Consider the following 22655-nt stretch of genomic DNA (forward strand, 5'->3'; position numbering starts at 1 on the left):
ACAAAATACCTGATTTGATGCCGTTGGTGCAACTGTTACATTTACAGTTACTGCAACAGTAGTTCTCGCACTCTCAATGGAATTTACCGTTTGTGATACATAATAATTACCTGTAGATAAAGCTGTAGTCGATGTCAAAGCAGTTCCACCTGTAGCAACAGAATACCACTTTAAAGCAGTTCCCGTTGCAACTAAATTAGCCACGGTAGCCGAATTACAAAAAGTTTGATTTGATGCCGTTGGGGCAGCAGGGGCAGAAGTACCAGTGCCAGTTGCAAAAGCAATTGTTGTTGTTCCAGTACCACTATAATTAGAAGCCCCAATTGTGTATGTTGTAGTGGTTCTCACTTCTGTTGGAGTACCCGATATTACACCCGTTGAGAAATTAAAACTCATCCCCATTGGCAAAACTGGTGAAATTGTATAAGGTTCTACAGAGGTAATTTTACGAATTCGTTGGGTATATGAATCCGCAACGTAAACACTTCCGGAAGCATCAGTGGTTACACCTACCGGAAAATAGAATGAAGCAACATTCCCAATTCCGTCATTGTATTCGCTTAAACCACTTCCCGCATAAGTGCTTACTAATCCTGCATTTGTAATTTTTCTAATAACAGAATTATAGTAATCTCCTATGTAGAAATTACCTGCAGCATCGATGGCAATTCCAATTGGGTTATTAAAATAAGCTGCCGTTCCCTGTTCATCCTGATATCCAGCAAAACTACCTGCAAATGTACTTACTGTCCCGTCTGTGGCAATTTTACGAATTCTGTTGTTTGTAGTATCTGCAATGTATAAAATTCCGGTGGCATTATCAATAGTTATTCCCTGCGGATTCTTGAATCTTGCTAACGTTGATGCTCCATCCGCATAACCGGATAGAATATATCCTGCTACAGTGGTTACTGTACCGCTGCTACTAATTTTTCTTATACGGTTGTTTTTTGTATCGGCAACATAAATATTTCCGAAAGTATCAATTGTTAAACCATACGGATTATTAAATTTTGCAGCTGTACCTTGTCCATCAAGATAACCCGCAGTTCCATCGCCGGCAATTGTGGTCACAACTCCTGTGCTTGTAACTTTACGAATACGGTTGTTGAATGTATCGGCAACATATATATTTCCAACTGCATCAACAACCATCCCTTTTGGATTATTAAAGTATGCGGCTGTTCCCTGACCATCGGCATAACCGGTGCCTGAATTACCTACAAAGGTAGAAACGATTCCATTAGAAGTTACTTTTCGTATACATGAATTGAAATCATCAATAACAAATGTTATTCCACCTGACGCTACTGCAACAGCAACTGGGCTGTTAAACATTGCCATTGTACCGTTTTGACCATTATCTACTCCACGAGTCGCTGAACCCGCATAAGTAGAAGTATCTCCGACACTTGTTATTTTTCGGATACAGTTATTAGTCCCGTCAGTTACAAAAACATTCCCGGAAGAATCTACTCCAAGTCCTTCCGGATATTTGAAAGTAGCCACTGAACCTGCACCGTTTACGGCACCATAAGCGCCAGTTCCTGATAACGTAGTTACTGAACCTGTATTTGTTATTTTTCGAATGCAGTTGTTGGTATAATCTACAACATAAAGATTTCCAGAAACATCTGATGTTATTGCACGAGGAGTATTAAATTGGGCTGCAGTTCCCTGTCCGTTTAACATCCCCGGTGATCCGTTGCCTGCAAAAGTTGTTACCAAACCTGTATTAGATATTGCACGGATTCGATTATTAGAAGTATCGGTTATATAAAGAGTACCTGAACTTGTGACAGTAACACCAATTGGGTTATTAAATTTTGCGGCTGTTCCCTGACCATCAAGATATCCTGCGGTTCCATCTCCTGCAAATGTAGTAACTAAACCGGCACTAGTTATTTTTCTAATTCTGTTGCCGCTCGAATCAGCTACATAAATATTTCCTGAACTGTCAACTGCTAATCCTTTAGGAGCTACAAATAGTGCATTTGCACCTTGCCCATCCATAAAACCAGCGGTGTTTTCTCTGCCGGCTAAAGTTGATACCAAACCCGCTGGAGTAATCTTTCTAACAGCATAGGAATTTAATTCTGTGATATATACATTTTCTGAAGCGTCGACCGCTATCGAATACGGCGTATTAAATTGAGCGACATTAGCTGCACCATTAAAAAATCCTACTATTCCAGTACCCGCAAAAGTAGTGACATAACCGGAAGTAGTTATTTTTCGGATACAATGGTTTTGGCTATCAGCAATATAGATATTTCCGGAAGGTGCTATAGCAATTCCCGTCGGACTGTTAAATTTAGGTGAAATTGCACTACCATCCATATAACCCGAAGTTCCGTTACCGGCAATTGTAGAAACAATAGTTCTAACAATTGGTAATCCACCGGTATTATTTGGCGTTAATGGAGATATTGCGCTGTTTGTATTGTAGGTGCTTTGCACTCCAGTATAAGAAATACTTGGAACTTGTCCAAAAATAAATGAGCTACATAATATTACGAGAAACAGAGAGAAACTACTTTTCGTGTTTAAGCGTCCAATATTTGGTAGTTTTAGTTTTAATGAAATGTAACAATCAATAGTTACATTTATCATTTCAACTAAATAAAAATATGTTTGTATAATTTTTTCCATTTTTCGATTTGGTTTTGCAATGATAACAATTTTTAGCTTTCAAATGCTTTTGAATCAAAAGATTGACAAATTTTAACATTTTAAAAAAGTAGGTTTTTTACTAAAAATAATTTATCAATAATTATTAACAATATAAATATTTTTAATTTAATATATTTTTTTAACATTTTTTTTAATAATAAATGGTTTTTTTAAGTTTTTAAATTAAATAAACATAGATTTTTAAGATAAAAACTGAAAATATCATACCAAAGAAAATTCATCGAAATAAGCTATTTATCTATAAAGTGTAGAAAAAATCGTTGAATTACATTATATTAACATTAATAAGTATTTTACCGTTAAATAAAATATTTCATCATTCTACCATTGAAATTTATTCTACGGTAAAGTTTAAATCTATAATTTCGAAAGAACGTTTTAAGCAAAATCAACCAAACAATATTATTAATTTTGTCGATTAAAATTAAAATAAAATCGATTAAATACATGATTTTAATTTTAAATGCAGTATATTCTTATATAATATAAATTTACACATCATAATCAAACACATATATTTTTAAAATAAAAAAAAACCTTTCCGTATGAAAAGGGTTTTCTTAAATTTAATTACTATTTTATCTCTTAATTACTCGTTGATTTTTTACTTCCATTCCTTGTATAACAATCACATTGTAAACTCCCGATGGGTAATTATCACTATCTCGAATGTTTCAACATTAGTAACTTTAACATTAATAGTTTGCAACAATCTTCCTAGCGCATCGTAAACTTTCAGCTGCAAGTCTTCATTATTGGTTGTTTTAACATCAATTTTAAAGTTGGCTGCAAATGGGTTTGGATAAGCAATCATTGATAAACCACTTAATACAGATTGGTTTTTAGTAGGAACAGCAGGGTGCGCAGGGCATGTAGCCACATCCCAACCAACGAATATTTTACATTCGTCGAAAACATTATTGATTGCATCTACAGCACCACTAATCGCTGAAAGACTAACTCCTCCTTCAGCACCATTAATACCATCCGCATTACTTAAAGCACGATTTGCTAAGTCAATTAACGGAGTACAATCGAGTGTTACGGAAGGATAATTGAGTGAGACGAAAGAGCATTCGAGGGCTAGAAGCCTTGGTAATGCTCAAAAGTTGGTTATCCTCTGATCTTTACCTTATATCCTTTTTATAAGTCCTTCTTCTTCTAAAAGTAACCGGCTCAAAATGTTTCCACATGTTATGGATAGCGTAGTTATTTTCCAATTCGGGAGTTCGGATGCAGTTTTGAATTCCTTTTTCTGAAAAAGTATTGTAATATTCATTAAAGATAATAGCGGTAACCCCTTTGCTTTGATATTCAGGGTCAATACCTATCAAATAAAAAAGCACTTCCTTACTTTCTTTTTTCGCCTTAAGCAAATGATAAAATCCAAAAGGAAACAATCTCCCTTTTGATTTTTGCAATGCTTCCGAAAAACTAGGCATGACAATACTAAAGGCGACCATATTATTGTCTTTATCCATCACAAATTTGATATATTCCGGATTGATAAAGCTGATGTATTTTTTTTTGAAATATTCTTTTTGAACCTCAGTAATTGCAACAAAAGAAGACAAACTCGCATAAGAGGCATTGAACAAATCAAACATCTTGTCCACATAAGGCATGATGTCCTTATTATTAGTGAAATTTAAGGGTTTTAATTCGTAGCGCTTTTTGACTAATTCGTTTGCTTTTAAAAAAAGTTCGGTTTTTACATTTGAAAAAGGGAATTTATTTTCGAGGTATTCTTTCTCTTTTACATATCCCAATTGTTCCAAATGTGCTGCGTAGTATGGATAGTTATACCAGGTAATCATTGAACCTATTTCGTCGAAGCCTTCGGTAAGTACGCCCACTTTATCCAGATTTGAAAAACCCATAGGACCTTCAACGTATTCCAAATTGTTTTTTCTGCCTAATTCATAGACTTTACCCAATAAGGCCTTGGTCACTTCAATATCGTCGATAACATCCCACCATCCAAAACGCACTTTCCTTTTTTGTTGGTCATTGACCTCATCCCAATTAATGATAGCGGCAATCCGGCCCACCACTTTATCGTCCTGATAGGCTAAATAAAAATTTGCTTCCGCAGATGTAAATACGGGATTTTTGGTTTTATCAAAGGTGTCCAACTCATCATTGATTAACGGCGGCACCCAATAGGGGTGGTTTTTATATAAGGCAAACGGAAAATTAACAAACGCGCGGAGCAGTCTTTTTGAATTGGCTTCAACTATAGTAATCATTATTTAGTCTTTTCTAATTCTACTTCGTCTTTACGTTTTTTGCCTTTATCTTTTTTAGATTTTTTATCTTTCTTGTCTTTCTTATTGTCTCCTTTTATTCTTTTATAATTAGTTTCATAATTGCTGTCAAAACGCCAAGCCATTCCAATATTTGCCAAAAGTAACGATGGCGTTTCTTTCACATTTTTACTAAAGGACGCATCCAACTGAATGTTTTCGCGAACCAGATAAGCAGCACCAAGCCTAAAGACAGTATCAGCATAATAGTCACTTTTATATCCTTGAAATTCGATAAATCCCGACCAACGCATATTAAATCCTCTTGTCATGGTAGATATAATTCCCAAAGTAGGATAATCTGTCATATACTTATCAGCAATGATGTTGTTAACCCAAACCCATTTACTGCCAAAATGGTGCTGGGTTATTACCATCACTTTTGGACTTACAGTTCTATCGGTAGGAAACGTATACGGATTATTTCCGAAATTAAAATTAACTCCTGCATAAACCGCAACAGCTGGAATAAATTGTTTAAAGCTGAACTTGTGATTGGCTTTCCAACTATAAACATTTGGTTTGTCTTGTTTGATAAATGGGTCATAAACCAAGTATTTTGCTCCAATGGTGATTTGCTTAAATCCACCGCGTGTATCATCAACCAATGGCGCTTTGTACCAGTCATATTGGTATTGCGTGTTTAAAGTGAATTCAAATTGGTCGAAAAAAGCACCATATCGCACATCCAATTCTGTCCCAAAACCAGTCGCTTCATAACGCAATAAATTGTGATTTTCCTTAATACCATACAAACCGGCTTCCGCCTGAATTACTGTTTTTCCAACTGAAAAGGCCGACATTGATTCTCCGGGTCTGTTAGAATTAATAATGTCTGTATATTGTGCGTATTGAGTGGCCGAAATCAGCAAAAAACTAATGGAAAGAAATCTTTTTATATTCATCATGCGTTCTGGAATTTAAGCATTACAACTTGGTCTTTCAAAAGTACTATAATTTATTATTTATTTAAGAAGTCAAAGCCAATTTTAAATTGTGGAATTTAGTATTTTTGACAAAAATTATTTGTTCAATGGAAACTGCATCCTTTCAGGGAATTATAGACACAATTTTATTCATTATCATTTTCTATTATGTAGTGAAATTTTTAGCGCGTTTGTTCCTGCCTGTCATCGCCAAAAAAGTAGTTGAAAAAGCATCGCAGCAATTTCAGCAACAGCAACAAAATCAAAACCAAAATACTACTGAAAATCAAACTGCCGAAAAGCCAAAAGAGAAAAAAATCATTGGTGATTATGTTGATTTTGAAGAAATAGAATAACTTCGTGACGCTGTTTTAAACAACAGACACTGACAACCGACAACCATCAACCAAATTTAAATGAAGCAACTTCAAAAGCTCTATCCTCATCTATTAGCCATCATTGGTTTTATCGTTATCTCATTAGTTTACTTCTATCCCGTCATTCAAGGCAAAAAAATCTACCAGTCCGATATTGCGAAATATACCGGTATGGCGAAAGAACAAATTGATTTCAGAGCCGAAAATCATACTGAACCGTATTGGACAAATTCCTCTTTTGGTGGAATGCCAACCTACCAATCGGGCGCTAATTATCCTAATGATTACATTGGAATGCTGGATAATGCTATTCGTTTTCTACCTCGTCCTGCGGATTATTTATTTCTTTACTTTTTAGGATTTTATGCTTTAATGCTGGTCTTTAAGATTGATCCTTTGAAAGCATTTTTCGGAGCATTAGCTTTTGGATTATCAACTTATCTGATTGTCATTCTTGGCGTTGGTCACAATGCTAAAGCACATGCTATTGGGTATATGCCGCTTGTAGTTGCTGGTTTTATTTTAGTTTTCAGAAAGAAATATTTACATGGCGGAATTCTAACTATGCTTGCCGTTGCGCTTGAAATTACTGCCAATCACTTTCAAATGACATACTATTTGTTACTGCTTTTGATAGTGATGGGATTCTTTTTTGTGTACCAGCTTTATCAGGAAAAGGATTTGAAATCATTGCCAAAAATCATCGGAACATTTGCTGTTGCCATAATTTTGGCAGTTGGTGTCAATGCCACAAGTTTGATGGCAACAAAAGAATATACCGATTTTAGTACGCGTGGAAAAAGCGAATTGACTTTTAATACAGATGGCACTAAAAAAGAAGCTAACATCGCCATGGATAGAAGCTATATCACTGAATATAGCTATGGCATTGTAGAAAGTTTAAATTTGTTTGCACCAAGATTATTCGGTGGTGGAAACAATGAAAAGCTAACCGAAGATTCCCATGTTTATAATTTTATGCTCAATTATGGCGCTTCACCGGAAGAAGCACATCAGCTTACGGATAATTATGCTGTGACCTATTGGGGCGACCAGCCACAGGTAGCTGCTCCGGCTTATATTGGCGCTGTAGTTTTCTTCCTTTTTGTATTGGCATTATACCATGATAAACGCAAAATAAAATACGCTTTCCTTGCCGGAGCTATATTCTCTTTATTACTTTCCTGGGGGAAAAATTTATCAATCCTGACAGATTTCTTTATTGATTATGTTCCGATGTATGACAAGTTCAGGGCAGTTTCCTCTATTCAGGTTTTACTTGAATTATGTATTCCTGTTCTGGCTATTATGGGTTTACAATCTTTCTTTACAGATGAAGCGAATCGTTGGAAAAGTTTATGGAAAACCGGAGCTACAACTTTAGGGATTATCATCTTACTGTTTTTATGCAAAAGCATGTTCCACTTTGTTGGTGAAATCGACAGTCAGTTAATTGAAGCTTTAAAGCAACATCCTGACAAATCATTCGGCCCACAATTTATAGAGGCACTTAAAGACGACAGACGAGATTTATATTCAGCCGATTTATTGCGTTCCGGATTTTTAATTGCCATTACGTTTGGCGCACTTTATTTATATATCAAAAATAAATTGGCAGCCAATACAGCCGTGATTTTGGTTGGCGTATTTATGGTTGGCGATTTATTCTTTGTAGATAAAAATTATTTAAGTAACGATGGACAGCAATTCAGAAGCGCACAGGAAGTTGCTATTCCATACCAACCAACACAAGCTGATTCTTTGATTCTTCAGGATACAACAAACTATAGAGTGTACGAAGTTGCTGGTGGAATTTACAGTCCGCGTTCGTCTTATTTCCATAAATCTATCGGTGGTTATAGCGCCGTTATGCCAAGACGATTTAAGGAAGTTTACGAGTATCAATTAGAAAAAAGTATGTCGGATTTAGGAAGCATCATCGACCCAAAAACACTTTCAATTACCAAAAGCCTTCCGGTTATCAATGCTTTTAATATTAAATACCTGATTGTTGGTACCGAAAAAGGCGATATCCCGATTGTAAATCCGTTTCATAATGGAAATGCCTGGTTTATCAAAGAATTGAAAGAAGTAAATTCGGCTGATGAAAACATTAAAACATTTGGGAAAATTGAAACCAAAGATGTTGCAACTATAGATATAAATGAATTCCCTATGGTATTCAAATCAACCAACATTTTCAAAACTGATAGTTTAGCTTCAATCAAAATTGATTTATACAAACCAAACCATTTAATCTACACTTCCAATAATACAAATGATGGTTTTGCAGTCTTCTCAGAAATCTATTATAAAGATGGTTGGAAAGCTACAATTGACGGAAATGAAAGTGCTGTTTTTAGAGTTGATTACACTTTACGCGGAATGCAAATCCCGAAAGGGAAACACACTATCGAATTCAAGTTTGAGCCGCAGGTTGTAAAAACCGGAAGCACGATTGCGTTGTTCAGTTCTATTCTAATGTTTATTGTGATTATTGGTGGCGTTTATCTTGATAATCGAAAAAAGACGTAATGTCAGAACCAAAAAAACTTTTAATCATCACCTATTATTGGCCGCCAGCCGGTGGGCCCGGAGTACAGCGTTGGTTAAAGTTTGTGAAGTATTTGCCCGAGTTCAACATTCAGCCAATTGTCTACATTCCCAAAAATCCAACATATCCAATTATAGATAATGGTTTGGAAAGCGAAGTTTCCGAGAAAGCAATTATCCTGAAAAATAAAATCTTTGAACCTTATGGTTTCGCTTCGGTTTTTTCGAAAAACAAAACACAAAAAATCAGTTCGGGAATCATTCCAAATCAAAGGAAACAATCCTTTTTAGAGAAAACTTTACTTTGGGTTCGTGGTAATCTTTTTATTCCCGATGCGCGTTGTCTTTGGGTAAATCCTTCGGTAAAATACCTGAAAAAATATATTAAGGAAAACAATATCGATACTATTGTAACTTCCGGTCCGCCGCATAGTTTGCACCTTATCGGGTTACAGTTAAAAAAGGATTTAAATATAAAATGGTTTGCCGATTTCCGTGATCCGTGGACAACCATTGGTTACCAAAAAGCACTGAAATTATCTGCTTACGCAGAAAAAAAACACAAAGCTTTAGAGAAAGAAGTTTTGAATTCTGCTGATACAATTATTGTAACCAGTAAAACCACCAAAACCGAATTTCAGGCCATCACTTCTAAACCTATTGAAGTCATTACAAACGGTTATGATGTAGAAAAAATTGAAAAGCATCCGCTTGACGGTAAGTTCACTCTCGCACACATTGGTTCCTTTTTATCGGATAGAAATCCAATACTACTTTGGCAGGCTTTACAGGAATTGATTTCGGAAAATACAGATTTCAAAAACGATTTCCGACTGAAACTAATTGGTGCCACAAGTCAGGAAGTTTTAGATACGATTGCTAAATTTCAATTGAATGATTATCTGCAGAATTTAGGATACGTTTCACACAAAGAAGCTGTGGAGCATCAAAGAAAATCTCAAATTTTATTACTAGTAGAAATCAATTCCGAAGAAACTAAAAGCATCATTCCCGGGAAACTTTTTGAATACATGGTTTCCGAAAGACCAATTATAGCAATCGGTCCAAAGGATTCTGATTTTGCCGAAATTATCACGGCAACAAATACCGGCGTTTTCTTTACTTACGACTCCAACCAAAAACTAAAAGCATTACTTTTGAAATACTATCAGGAATATCAAAACCAAAACTTGAAAGTTCACGCCGTTGGTTTGCTGCAATATTCCAGAAAAAGCTTGACTGAACAACTTGCGAAATTAATTTCTTAACCACAAAGACACGAAGAAGACACGAAGTTCACAAAGAAAAAAATGATACATTCGTAATTCGTAATTCGTAATTCGTAATTCCATTATGGGAATCGTCCAAAGTCAATCTATTAAAAACACCATCATCACGTTCCTCGGGTTCGGGATTGGTGCCGTTAATGCATTGTTTTTGTATACCAACTTCCTTGGGAAACTGCATTACGGAATCGTAGCAACCATACTTTCGGGCGCTAATATTATGATGCCTTTAATGGCTTTTGGAGCACAGAATACTTTAATCAGATTCTTTTCTTCGTATAAAAATCAGAAAGAACGTGATGAATTTTTAACCTTTATGTTGTTTCTGCCATTAGCTCTAATAATTCTGCTTGGATTGGGATTCTATTTTTTCTACGATGCCATTTCACACAGCTGGATAAAAGAAAACCCAACGCTCGAACCGTTCTTTTGGTTAATTCCTGTTATTGGTTTATTCATGGCGTATTTCGAAGTGTTTTATGCCTGGGCCAAAGTGCATATGCAATCAGTAATTGGGAATTTCATCAGCGAAGTTTTGGTGCGTTTGGTGGTAATGGTTTTACTTATTGCTGTCCATTTTGAATGGCTGACCAAAGACACTTTTGTCTATTGTGTGGCTCTTGCCTATTTTGCGCAATTTGTCGGAATGAAATTGTATGCCATTTCTGTAAAAATGCCTGTATTGCGATTCGTTATTCCCGAAAATATAAAGGAAATAATCCAGTATTCGTTTTTCATTATTGTTTCCGGCGGTGTTGCCGTAATGCTTGTCGATTTTGATAAAGTGATGATACCACAGTACAAAGACATTAGCCAAAATGCATTGTACGCTGTGGCGATTTTTATTTCAACCGTAATTGCTGTACCAAGTCGGGCCATGACACAAATCATTGCGCCGATTACAGCCAAATTGATGGTCGAAAACAAATACGACGAACTCAACGATTTGTATAAAAAAAGCGCCATAAATCTGCAGGTTATTGGCGGATTTATTATGATACTCATTTTTGTAAACATCAAAGAAATGTATCATCTGATTCCAAAAGATTACAGCGGAGGAATTCTCGTGGTGTTCCTAATTGGTTTATCCAAATTTTATGATGTTTTATTGGGAAATAACAATTCAATTATTGTCAATACGAAGCACTACCGAACCGTTTTATTATTTGGCGTTTTTACTGTCGCATTGATGATTGTTCTGAACATGATTTTTATTCCACTTTACGGAATTGAAGGTTCGGCTTTTGCGACTTTAATTACGGTGATGATTTACAATACAATCAAACTTTTGTTTGTGGTAAAGAAAATGAAATTGTATCCATTCACCATTAAAACACTCGAATCGCTTGGCATCTTAGCTGTTTGTTTTTTGTTATTTTACTTCTGGGATTTCCCGTTTCATACTATTATCAATATCGGATTTAAATCTGTTTTAGTTGGTGTTTTGTACGTCTATTTGAACTTCCAGTTAAAAATTTCTGAAGACATCAATAGTATAATTATTGATAATCTGAAGAAAGTAAAGTTGATGTAACAATTGACAAATAAAATATTGAATATATTTTCATAAATTCGTATTCCAAAATTAATAAACCAAACTCATGAAAAAATTATTTGCTTCGCTTTTTGTTTTGCTAGCCATTACATTTGTTAGTTGTAAATCTGATAAAAAAGAAAACAACGCCGATACCGACAAAACCTTCGCGTCTTTTGAAACAAAATTTTTAGATGCCTATTGGAAGCAATATCCTTCTGGTTCTATAGCTCAAGGTTATGGTAAATATTATGACAAAATGGTCGTGCCAAACGCAGCCGCTTTTGCAGACAATGTCACCTTTTCTAAAAAATGGTTAGCCGATTTAAACGCTTTGGATTATGACCAACTAAGCGACAACAATAAAATCAGCAGCAACATCATCAAAAACCAATTGGAAAGCGATATTTGGTATACAACCGTTTTCAAGCAACAGGAATGGGATGCTTCGGTGTACAACATCAGTAGCGCTTGCGATTATATCATCAATCAGCCTTATGCGCCTTTGGATGAGCGATTGAAAATCCTAACCAAATACCTTGAGAATTCGGATGCTTATTATAAAGCAGCTTTAGAGAATTTAAAACAACCAACCAAAGAACATTTGGAAATGGCTATCAATCAAAACAAAGGCGGAATGCAGTTGTTTGGAAAATCGCTTACTGATTCGATTACCGCTTCACATTTAAACGCAGCAGATAAGGAAACTTTGCAAAAAAACATCAGCAAAGCAGTTACTGCGATGAATGATTATGTGAAAGGTTTGGAAAAAATTGACGCTGATAAAAACTTCAAATTCAAAGATTACAGAATAGGAAAAAAACTCTTTGCCGAAAAATTCAAATACGACTTAGCAACTGATTTTACTCCGGAACAGATTTATGACAAGGCTGTTGCCGATAAGAAAATGTGGCACAATAAAATGTATGTTACAGCAGATAAAGTTTGGACAAAATACTATCCGACGCAAGCCAAGCCAAAAGACAGTTTGGAAGTAATAAGAATGGTGTTGAGCAAGATGCAAGGCAATCATCCGACACCTGCAGAATTTTATCCAACACTAAAAAAACAGGTAACTGAATTGAAAAAGTTCATCATCGAAAAAGACTTATTCGATTTTGATACAACCTCAACTCCAATAAAAGTTCGTTACATGCCGGAATATGCCAGAGGATTTGCATTGGCAAGTGCTGAATTTATTCCGCCGTATCAAAAAAAGGGAACAACCTATTACAACATTGATGATGTAACCCAATATCCTGCAGCCAAAGCAGAAAGTGCTTTACGCGAAACTAATTTTTATTCATCACAAATTCTATCCATCCATGAAGCCGTTCCGGGACATTGCGTTCAAGGGATTTACAACAACAAAAAATCGCCGGATGTGTTGCGTTCTGTTTTCCAAAATGGCGCTATGATTGAAGGTTGGGCAGTGTATTGCGAAGGCATGATGGTAGATAACGGTTGGGGAAATCACGAACCGGAAATTGAATTGGCGTTAGGTGTATGGAAACTTCGTGAGTTGGCTAATGTTATCATTGATTACGATATTCAATGCTTAAACAAGCCAAAAGAAGACATCTTCAACTTATTATCAAAAGAGTGTTTCCAAACCGACCAGCAGGTAGAAGAAAAGTACCACCGAGCAACCGTTTCGCAAGTGCAACTTTGCTCTTACTATAGTGGTTCAACAGCAATTATGCAACTTAGGGAAGAGTATAAAAAGAAAATGGGCAACAAGTACAGCCTAAAGGATTTCCACGAAAAATTCCTGAGTTTTGGCAGTTCACCGGTAAAGTATATTCGGGAGCGAATGTTAGAATAGTGTTCAATATTCCGCAGACTGTTGGCAGCTAATTTTAAAATAATATAAATATAAAAAATGGCATCAATTAATCCTTATTTAATCTTCAACGGAAATTGCGAAGAAGCGTTTCTATTTTATCAATCCGTTTTTGGTGGTGAATTTCCATACATGGGAAAATTCAAAGACATGCCGCCTTCAGACGATGAAAATTGTCCGCCACCTTCAACAGAAGATGCTAACCGAATCATGCACGTTTCTTTACCAATTGGCAACGGAAGCATCTTAATGGGAAGCGACAGCAATTCACAAAGTGGCGATGTAATTATCGGGGCGAATGTTTCTATTTCCATCAATACAGAAAGCCGTGCAGAAGCGGATAAACTTTTCAAAGGATTGTCAGCAGAAGGTAATGCCTTTATGCCTATGAACAATACTTTTTGGGGCGCTTACTTTGGTATGTTCGTTGATAAATTTGGTATTCACTGGATGGTAAACTTTGATGAAGCGCCACAGAAATAATTATCAATGTCGTCGGTATATAAAGGATTTGCAGAAAATACAAGTCAAACGAGTAGAGTAAAAAAACAAAACCCCTTCCAATTGGAAAGGGTTTTGTTTTTTAAATTCCAGCAACAGCTTTTATCTCGGCAATAATTCGAATTGCTAATCCATCCGCTAATTCCTGAGTTTGAGCTTCCGTATAAATCCTGATAATTGGCTCCGTATTCGATTTCCTTAAATGCACCCAACTTTCAGCAAAGTCAATTTTCACACCATCAATTGTATTGATTTCTTCGTTTTTATATTTCTCGGCCATCGCTACCAAAATCGCATCGACATCAATCTGCGGTGTTAGTTCAATCTTATTTTTGCTCATATAATACTGCGGATAAGACGCACGTAATTCGGCAACTGACATATCAAGATTTGCTAAATGCGTCAGAAACAAAGCCACTCCAACCAAACTATCTCTTCCGTAATGTGATTCAGGGTAAATGATTCCGCCGTTTCCTTCGCCTCCAATTATGGCATTGGTTTTCTTCATCAACTCAACCACATTTACTTCACCAACAGCACTTGCCTGATAGCTTCCACTGTGTTTATTGGTAATGTCACGCAACGCACGAGAAGAAGACATATTGGAAACCGTATTCCCCGGAGTTTTACTCAATACATAATCGGCGCAAGCCACCAAAGTATATTCTTCACCAAACATTTCGCCATCGTTAGAAATAAAAGCCAAACGGTCAACATCAGGATCAACAACAATTCCGAAATCGGCTTTTTCTGCTACAACCAACTTACAGATATCGCCCAAATGTTCTTTCAATGGTTCAGGATTGTGTGGAAAATGCCCATTTGGTTCGCAGTATAATTTCACGCACTCCACTCCCATTTGCTCCAATAGTTTCGGGATAATAATTCCCCCCGAAGAATTCACTCCATCAACAACCACCTTGAATTTTCTTTTGGCAACAGCTTCGGCATCAACCAACGGCAGATCCAAAACCTCATCAATATGGATATCCATATAAGCGTCATTTATCGTAATTTCTCCCAACGAATCCACATCCGAGAAATCAAAAGCTTCAGATTCTGCAATTTCCAAAATCAATTCGCCTTCTTTTCCACTTAAAAATTCGCCTTTGGCATTCAGTAATTTCAGCGCATTCCATTGTTTTGGATTGTGGGATGCGGTAAGAATAATTCCACCATCCGCTTTTTCCATAGGAACGGCAATCTCCACTGTGGGCGTAGTTGAAAGTCCCAAATCAATAACATCAATGCCTAATCCAAGTAAGGTATTCATCACCAAATTGTGAATCATTGGTCCCGAAATACGCGCATCACGACCGATAACTACTTTTAGCTTTTTATCATTCCGAGGCAACGAGGAATCTCTTCCTTTTTGCAGGAACGTTCCATAAGCCGAAGCAAATTTTACGGCATCAACAGGCGTTAAATTGTCACCCACTTTTCCGCCAATGGTGCCACGAATTCCCGATATAGATTTTATTAAAGTCATTTTTGAGTTATGAATTATGAATTATGAGTTATGAGTTACAAATATATTGAATTGCGATTTTCTATTTATAATTTAAAATTTATAATTTAAAATTCCTAAATTAGGCACATGAACTTCCTGGCGCACATTTATCTTTCTGGTAATAACGATTTTTTAAAAATCGGAAATTTTATGGCTGATAGCATTCGTGGGAATAGTTATGAAGAGTATAAGGGTGAGGTTAGAAAAGGAATATTATTGCACCGTTCCATAGATAGTTTTACTGATATGCATCCCATTTACAGGCAAAGCAAACACCGTTTACACGAAAAATACGGGCATTATTCAGGTGTGATTATGGATATTTTCTATGATCATTTTTTAGCAAAAAACTGGAACATTTATTCCAATGAAAAACTGGAAGTCTATGCAGATACTTTTTATCATCTTCTTAAAGACAATTATGAAATCCTTACAGAGAAAGTCAAAGCTATGATTCCATATATGTTTGCAAGAAACTGGTTGGTTAGCTATGAAACTATCGAGGGTTTGCAAATGATAATGTTTCATATGGATCATCGTACCAAAAACCGTGTCGATATGCACGAATCAATAGTTGAACTGCAACAATACTACAACGAATTTGAAACAGAATTCACTTTGTTTTTTGAAGAATTGCGTCAGCATTGCATTGAAAAATTAAAAGAACTGAATGGCTAATATGAAAAAGTGTTTTCTTTTATTTCTACTGATTTCGGCCTCGATTTATCCCCAACAAAAAGGGCTTATTGCCGATAAAGCTATGGTCGTTTCGGCACGGGAAGAAGCTTCCAAAATTGGTCTCGATATTATCAAAAAAGGTGGCAACGCTTTTGATGCCATGATTGCGACACAGTTGGCTTTAGCCGTGGCTTATCCTTATGCCGGAAACATTTCCGGTGGTGGATTTATGGTGTGCCGAAAAGCTAACGGCGATGTTGGTTCGTTAGACTTTCGCGAAAAAGCACCAAAGAAAGCCAGCAAAAATATGTACCTGGACAAAAACGGAAATGTGATTCCAAATTTGAGTACCGATGGCGCTTTATCCGTGGGCATTCCCGGAAGTGTCGCCGGCATCTTTGAAGTTCATAAAAAGCTAGGCAAACTTCCATTGGAAGCTTTGTTTCAACCGGCAATTGATTTGGCAGAAAAAGGAATAATCGTTACCCAAAAAGAGAAAGCTAAACTAGATCAATATCGTGTGGCTATCGTGAAAATTAGCGGAGACAAAACGTTATACAATAAAACATTTCAAGTTGGCGATACTATCAAATATTTGGCTTTAGCCAATACACTGAAACAAATTTTGAAAAATGGAAAAAACGAGTTCTATAAAGGAGACATCGCTAAAAAATTAGTCTCCTTTCTAAAACAAAAAGGCGGAATTATTACTCTAAAAGATCTATCCGATTATAAAGTTGTTTGGCGCAAACCAATATCTTTTCGATACAAAGAATTAAATATTATCTCGATGGCTCCACCGTCAAGCGGAGGAATTACTTTGGCGCAAATTATGAAAATGATTGAATCTTATGATGTTTCAAATCTGGGTCAAAATTCACCGCAATACATCCAGCTATTAGCAGAAGCGGAACGACGGGCTTTTGCCGACAGAAACTATTTTCTTGGCGATCCCGATTTTGTCAAAATTCCGCAAAAACAATTACTGAATGAAACCTACTTGAATGACCGAATGAAGAGTTTTTCTTTTGACAAAGCGACTTCTTCTGCTGATGTCAGTCATGGAAATGTTTCCGTTTATGAAAGTATGGAAACCACACATTACTCAATTGTTGACAGCGAAGGCAACGCTATTGCAGTTACAACAACCCTAAACGATGCTTATGGGTCCAAATTGTATTGCGACGAATTGGGTTTTTTTTTAAACGACCAAATGGATGATTTTTCCGCAAAACCAGGTGTTCCTAATCTTTACGGTTTGGTTGGAGCTGAAGCCAACAGCATCGCTCCAAAAAAGAGGATGCTGAGTTCGATGACGCCAACTATTGTCGAAAAAAACGGGAACCTTTTAATGCTACTAGGTTCGCCTGGCGGTTCCACAATTATAACTTCGGTATTGCAGACGATATTGAATGTATATGAATTTAAAATGACAATACAACAAGCAGTTAATGCGCCCAGATTTCACAACCAATGGCTACCTGACGACATCATGGTGGAACCTAATAAATTTGATAAAATCACTTTGTAAAATCTTATGTCTAAAGGATACAATATCAATGAAAAATTCGCGCCTGTTATAGGAAAAGTAGATGCTATCTTAGTCCAACCCGATGGAAAACTGGAAGGCGGAGCCGATTATCGTGGCGATGATAAAGCGGCAGGGTTTTAATTTAAAATAGTATTTTAGCATTTCAAAGATTTGAACACATGTCGAAGACTAAAGCTTCTAATTTTAAAATTGTTTTCAGAAGTATTTTCAGAAGAGCCGAGAACTTAATTTTCCTTTTGAAAGAGAAATTAAGCGAGCGGAATTTTATCTATTTTGCGAGTGTTCTTGTAGCAATCACATGTTCTTTTGCGGTAATTATCCTTAAAAGTTTTGCCCACAATATTTTCCTTTGGGCGAATGACATCAACGATTTTTTAAAACTTCCATATATAAATAGTTTGCTGCCAATAGTCGGGATTGTATTAACTGTTTTTGTGGTTCGGAATTTTTTAAACAATCACATAGAAAAAGGAAGTTCCAAAATATTATATGCTGTTGCCCGAAAAGGAGGCATCGTTGCCAAAAAACAAATGTATGCCCAAATTGTAACGAGTTCGTTAACCGTTGGACTTGGTGGTTCGGCAGGATTGGAAAGCCCTATTGTGATTACAGGCGCAGCGTTTGGTTCCAACTTTGCACAGAAATATCATTTATCCCAAAAAGACAGAATTCTCCTTTTGGCTTGTGGTGTCGCGGCCGGAATTGGTGCGGCTTTTAATGCACCAATTGCTGGTGTTTTATTCGCCATTGAAGTGGTGTTGACCGATGTTTCCATTTCGGCATTTATTCCAATTATTATTTCCGCAGCTACAGGCGCGCTGATTTCTAAAGTTACCTTGAGTCCGGATACTTTATTAAATTTTGAACAATCCCTTAAATTTGACTATCACAATACACCTTTCTATATTTTATTAGGCGTTTTGGCAGGCTTCGCTTCTATTTATCATGCCCGGAATTTTCAGAGAGTTGAAAAATTTTTTGGGGCTTTTAAAAACAAAGGATACCGCAAGGCATTGTTTGGCGCTTCCATTTTGGCGGTATTAATTTTCTTTTTCCCAACATTGTTTGGAGAAGGTTATGAAAGCATCAAAACATTAGCTTCTAAAAACCCAAACATTTTACTTGACAACACTATTCTAGAACCATTCAAGAGCAGCGAATGGATTTTACTGGCCTTTGTTGGTGTAACGATGTTGCTGAAAGCCTTTGCTACAGGACTAACTTTGGGTAGCGGCGGTAATGGTGGTAACTTTGCGCCTTCGCTTTTTGTGGGTTCCTATCTTGGTTTTTTTGTGGCCAAAACAGTAAATCTGCTAAATATCACACACCATTTACCGATTGCCAATTTTACCATTGTAGGCATGGCCGGAATTCTGAGTGGTTTGTTTCATGCGCCGTTGACTGCTATTTTCCTTATTGGAGAAATCACCGGCGGTTATGATTTAATGGTTCCATTGATGATTGTTTCTTCCGTAAGTTATGCCGTTTCTAAACAATTTGAGAAACATTCAATGGATGTAAAAGCGTTGGCAGATAAAGGTGATGTTTTCACCAGCGATAAAGACAAAAATATTTTGCAAAGCATCGACCTTTATAATCTTGTTGACAAAAATTTTAAAACCTTAACGCTCGGAAACGGTGTGGAAAAGGCTGTGGAAATTTTCTCTACAACGAATCAAAAAATTATTCCGGTTTTAGCCGAAGATAAATCACTGGTTGGAATTGTGGATTTTGACGAAGTTAAATCCTTTATTTTCAATCCTTACCATGTAAAATTTACTTCGATGAGTGAAGTCATTACGCAACCAAAAGCTATTATTTTGTTGGAAGACAAAGTAGAAAAAGTAATGAAACACTTTGAAGCTTCCGATACGGATATACTGCCTGTAATCCAAAAAGGAAAATACTTCGGTTTCCTTTCTAAAATTGATGTTTTGGAAAATTATCGGCACCGTTTAAAAGAGATGGTAATCGATTAGTTTTTTAACAATATCTTCTTAATGCATTGCTAGAAATTTCAAGCCAAAACATTACCTTTGCGTTTTGCAAAATGCTATGTTAGAGACTGAAAATTCGATTGAAGTTCTTGGTGCCCGCGTGCACAATCTGAAGAATATAGACATCACAATTCCAAGGGAAAAACTGGTTGTTATTACCGGGCTTTCGGGTTCGGGGAAATCGTCTTTGGCATTCGATACCATTTATGCGGAAGGTCAGCGGCGTTACATCGAAACATTCTCGGCTTATGCACGTCAGTTCCTTGGTGGCTTGGAACGTCCTGATGTTGATAAAATTGACGGGCTTTCTCCGGTAATTGCCATTGAGCAAAAAACTACAAGTAAAAGTCCTCGTTCAACGGTTGGAACAATTACCGAAATCTATGATTTTCTGCGTTTGTTGTATGCTCGTGCGGGCGAAGCTTACAGCTATGTTACCGGAGAAAAAATGGTGTCCTATTCGGATGATCAAATCAAGGAATTGATTACTAAAGATTTTGCGGGCAAGCGCATTAATATTCTGGCACCAATTATTCGTGCAAGAAAAGGACACTACGCCGAATTATTCCAACAAATTACAAAACAAGGTTTCCTCAAAGTGCGCGTAAATGGCGAAGTTCAGGATTTACTGCCCGGGATGAAACTAGACCGTTATAAAACCCACGATATCGAAATCGTCATTGACAGAATGGCGATTGAAGACAACGAAGAAAATCAAAAGCGTTTGGCGGAAAGCATCAAAACTGCTATGTATCACGGCGAAAATGTGCTGATGATTTTGGATCAGGATACCAATGAAGTGCGTTATTTCAGTCGAAACTTGATGTGCCCCACTTCCGGGATTTCATATCAAAATCCGGAACCGAATTTATTCTCGTTCAATTCTCCAAAAGGTGCCTGCGAAATCTGTAAAGGTTTAGGAACCGTTCACGAAATCAATCTGAAAAAAATTATTCCTAATCCAAAATTGTCTATAAGAAATGGTGGTTTTGCGCCGCTTGGCGAATATAAGAGTTCCTGGATTTTTAAACAATTGGAAATCATTGGTGAAAAATTTGGCTTTAGCCTCACTGAAGCCATCAGCACCATTCCCGAAGAAGCGATGCAGATTATCCTGTATGGCGGAAAGGATAAATTTTCAGTCGAATCAAAAACATTAGGCATTACAAAAGAATATAAAATTGAGTTTGAAGGAATTTCACATTTCATCAAAAACCAATTTGACGAAAGTACCTCGACATCTATAAAACGATGGGCTAAGGAATTTATGGATGAAGTGGAATGCCCGGAATGCAAAGGTTCTCGATTAAAAAAAGAAGCAATGTATTTCCGAATTCATTCGAAAAACATTTTCGAATTGTCAGCGATGGATATTTCAGAACTTTCGGATTGGTTTGAGAATCTGGACAGTCATCTGAATGAAAAACAAAAAATTATCGCGACCGAAATTATCAAGGAAATCAAAGACCGTTTGCGTTTTTTGGTAAATGTTGGTCTTAATTATTTATCCATAAATCGAAGTTCCAAATCTCTTTCGGGCGGTGAAGCACAACGCATCCGTTTGGCAACACAAATTGGTTCACAGTTGGTTGGCGTACTCTATATTCTGGATGAACCAAGCATTGGTTTACACCAAAGAGACAATGAAAAATTAATCCATTCACTAGAGCAATTACGAGATATCGGAAATTCTATTCTAGTCGTAGAACACGATAAAGACATGATAGAGCGTGCCGATTATGTGATTGATATCGGCCCAAAAGCGGGAAAATTTGGTGGCCAAATCATCAGCAAAGGAACACCCGCAGAATTACGCAAAGAGCACACCATGACGGCGATGTACCTCAATGGCGAAATGAAAATTGAGGTTCCAAAAATACGCCGCAAAGGCAACGGCAAATTCATGAAACTGACCGGCGCAACAGGAAATAATTTAAAAAACGTTTCTATCGAATTGCCATTAGGAAAACTGATTTGCGTAACCGGCGTTTCAGGAAGCGGAAAGTCTACGCTAATTAATGAAACACTGTATCCAATCCTAAATGCCTATTATTTTAATGGTGTTAAAAAACCACAACCATATAAAAAAATTGAAGGCTTAGAGCATATTGATAAAGTTATTGATATTGACCAAAGTCCGATTGGCAGAACCCCACGAAGTAATCCGGCTACCTATACTGATGTCTTTTCCGAAATCAGAAGCTTGTACACCATGACCCCTGAAGCCATGATTCGTGGCTATAAAGCGGGTCGGTTTAGTTTCAATGTTTCCGGCGGAAGATGCGAAACCTGTGAAGGTTCCGGAGTCAGAACAATTGAAATGAGTTTCCTTCCTGATGTATATGTGGAATGTGAAACCTGCCAGGGCAAGCGTTTCAACAGGGAAACACTGGAAATTCGATACAAAGGAAAATCCATTTCGGATGTGTTGAATATGACTGTTGACGAAGCGGTTCCATTTTTTGAAAACATTCCGAAAATTTATCGCAAGGTCAAAACTATTCAGGATGTTGGCTTAGGTTACATTACCTTGGGACAACAAAGCACAACGCTTTCCGGCGGTGAAGCGCAACGTATCAAATTGGCTACTGAATTATCCAAAAAAGATACCGGAAACACTTTTTACATTATGGACGAGCCTACAACAGGCCTGCATTTTGAGGATATTCGGGTGTTGATGGATGTGATAAATACATTAGTGGATAAAGGCAACACCATTTTAATTATCGAACACAATATGGATGTCATTAAATTGGCTGATTACATTATCGATATTGGTCCCGAAGGCGGAAAAGCCGGTGGTGAAGTAGTTGCCAAAGGAACTCCCGAAGAAATAGCGAAAAACAAAAAAAGCTACACTGCTCCGTTTTTGAAAAAAGAATTAGAATCTTAAGATAT

General features: G+C 36.7%; 15 protein-coding genes and 2 pseudogenes. 11 read left to right on the forward strand and 6 right to left on the reverse strand.

Going from position 1 to position 22655, the window contains the following annotated elements; translation table 11 throughout:
• The coding region (locus Q0Q99_RS12920) for a putative Ig domain-containing protein (RefSeq protein ID WP_367175040.1) at positions 1 to 675 on the reverse strand (675 nt) is incomplete at its 3' end.
• A gap of 39 nt (positions 676 to 714) precedes the next feature.
• On the opposite strand from Q0Q99_RS12920, the gene Q0Q99_RS12925 reads away from it, so the two are divergent.
• A complete protein-coding gene (locus tag Q0Q99_RS12925) occupies positions 715 to 804 on the forward strand; it encodes a hypothetical protein (RefSeq protein WP_367175041.1) in 90 nt (29 codons plus the stop codon).
• On the opposite strand, the pseudogene Q0Q99_RS11200 reads toward Q0Q99_RS12925, so the two are convergent.
• The 4 genes and pseudogenes from Q0Q99_RS11200 to Q0Q99_RS11215 form a co-directional block, all read right to left on the reverse strand.
• Positions 778 to 2652, reverse strand: a pseudogene (locus Q0Q99_RS11200) (NHL repeat-containing protein); the annotation flags it as partial. The gene Q0Q99_RS12925 and the pseudogene Q0Q99_RS11200 sit on opposite strands and share 27 nt — an antisense overlap.
• 670 nt (positions 2653 to 3322) lie before the next feature.
• Positions 3323 to 3574 carry a T9SS type A sorting domain-containing protein gene (locus Q0Q99_RS11205; RefSeq protein ID WP_293895826.1) on the reverse strand — a complete coding sequence of 84 codons (252 nt, stop codon included), beginning with the start codon at positions 3572 to 3574 and terminating at the stop codon, positions 3323 to 3325.
• 247 nt (positions 3575 to 3821) lie between these two features.
• Positions 3822 to 4943 carry a GTP cyclohydrolase gene (locus tag Q0Q99_RS11210; protein WP_293895829.1) on the reverse strand — a complete coding sequence of 374 codons (1122 nt, stop codon included), beginning with the start codon at positions 4941 to 4943 and terminating at the stop codon, positions 3822 to 3824.
• Positions 4943 to 5908 carry a transporter gene (locus Q0Q99_RS11215; protein ID WP_293895832.1) on the reverse strand — a complete coding sequence of 322 codons (966 nt, stop codon included), beginning with the start codon at positions 5906 to 5908 and terminating at the stop codon, positions 4943 to 4945. Before Q0Q99_RS11215 ends, Q0Q99_RS11210 begins: the two co-directional genes overlap by 1 nt.
• Before the next feature lie 125 nt (positions 5909 to 6033).
• Here Q0Q99_RS11215 and Q0Q99_RS11220 point away from each other — a divergent pair, with 125 nt between their 5' ends.
• From Q0Q99_RS11220 to Q0Q99_RS11245, 6 genes are all read left to right on the forward strand, one after another.
• Positions 6034 to 6282 (forward strand): DUF4834 domain-containing protein, encoded by a 249-nt coding sequence (locus Q0Q99_RS11220; protein ID WP_293895835.1) that lies wholly within the window; start codon positions 6034 to 6036, stop codon positions 6280 to 6282.
• A gap of 60 nt (positions 6283 to 6342) precedes the next feature.
• Positions 6343 to 8838 (forward strand): YfhO family protein, encoded by a 2496-nt coding sequence (locus tag Q0Q99_RS11225; protein WP_293895838.1) that lies wholly within the window; start codon positions 6343 to 6345, stop codon positions 8836 to 8838.
• A complete protein-coding gene (locus Q0Q99_RS11230) occupies positions 8838 to 10124 on the forward strand; it encodes a glycosyltransferase family 4 protein (RefSeq protein WP_293895841.1) in 1287 nt (428 codons plus the stop codon). The genes Q0Q99_RS11225 and Q0Q99_RS11230 overlap by 1 nt, the downstream gene beginning before the upstream one ends.
• 85 nt (positions 10125 to 10209) lie before the next feature.
• Complete coding sequence (locus Q0Q99_RS11235; protein ID WP_293895844.1) at positions 10210 to 11676, forward strand: oligosaccharide flippase family protein; 1467 nt, start codon at positions 10210 to 10212, stop codon at positions 11674 to 11676.
• A 67-nt stretch (positions 11677 to 11743) separates the two neighbouring features.
• The gene (locus Q0Q99_RS11240; protein ID WP_293895847.1) at positions 11744 to 13501 is read left to right on the forward strand and encodes a DUF885 domain-containing protein; all 1758 of its coding nucleotides are present in this window, start codon (positions 11744 to 11746) and stop codon (positions 13499 to 13501) included.
• 57 nt (positions 13502 to 13558) lie between these two features.
• Positions 13559 to 14002 (forward strand): VOC family protein, encoded by a 444-nt coding sequence (locus Q0Q99_RS11245; RefSeq protein WP_293895850.1) that lies wholly within the window; start codon positions 13559 to 13561, stop codon positions 14000 to 14002.
• A gap of 100 nt (positions 14003 to 14102) precedes the next feature.
• On the opposite strand, the gene glmM is transcribed toward Q0Q99_RS11245, so the two are convergent.
• On the reverse strand, positions 14103 to 15509 hold the full coding sequence (gene glmM / locus Q0Q99_RS11250) for a phosphoglucosamine mutase (protein WP_293895852.1): 1407 nt from the start codon (positions 15507 to 15509) through the stop codon (positions 14103 to 14105).
• 108 nt (positions 15510 to 15617) lie between these two features.
• Here glmM and Q0Q99_RS11255 point away from each other — a divergent pair, with 108 nt between their 5' ends.
• From Q0Q99_RS11255 to uvrA, 4 genes and pseudogenes are all read left to right on the forward strand, one after another.
• Positions 15618 to 16208: an acyl carrier protein phosphodiesterase gene (locus Q0Q99_RS11255; protein ID WP_293895854.1), complete on the forward strand. Its 591-nt coding sequence runs from the start codon at positions 15618 to 15620 to the stop codon at positions 16206 to 16208.
• Between the two features lies 1 nt (position 16209).
• Positions 16210 to 17880 (forward strand): annotated as a pseudogene (gene ggt / locus Q0Q99_RS11260) (gamma-glutamyltransferase).
• Positions 17881 to 17918: 38 nt separating this feature from the next.
• On the forward strand, positions 17919 to 19739 hold the full coding sequence (locus tag Q0Q99_RS11265) for a chloride channel protein (RefSeq protein WP_293895857.1): 1821 nt from the start codon (positions 17919 to 17921) through the stop codon (positions 19737 to 19739).
• Positions 19740 to 19815: 76 nt separating this feature from the next.
• Entirely contained in the window at positions 19816 to 22650 is a 2835-nt protein-coding gene (uvrA, locus tag Q0Q99_RS11270) for an excinuclease ABC subunit UvrA (RefSeq protein ID WP_293895860.1), read from the forward strand.
• Positions 22651 to 22655: the final 5 nt, after the last annotated feature.

Origin of the sequence: Flavobacterium sp. (genome assembly GCF_025352425.1) — a bacterium.
Classification (GTDB): Bacteria; Bacteroidota; Bacteroidia; order Flavobacteriales; family Flavobacteriaceae; genus Flavobacterium.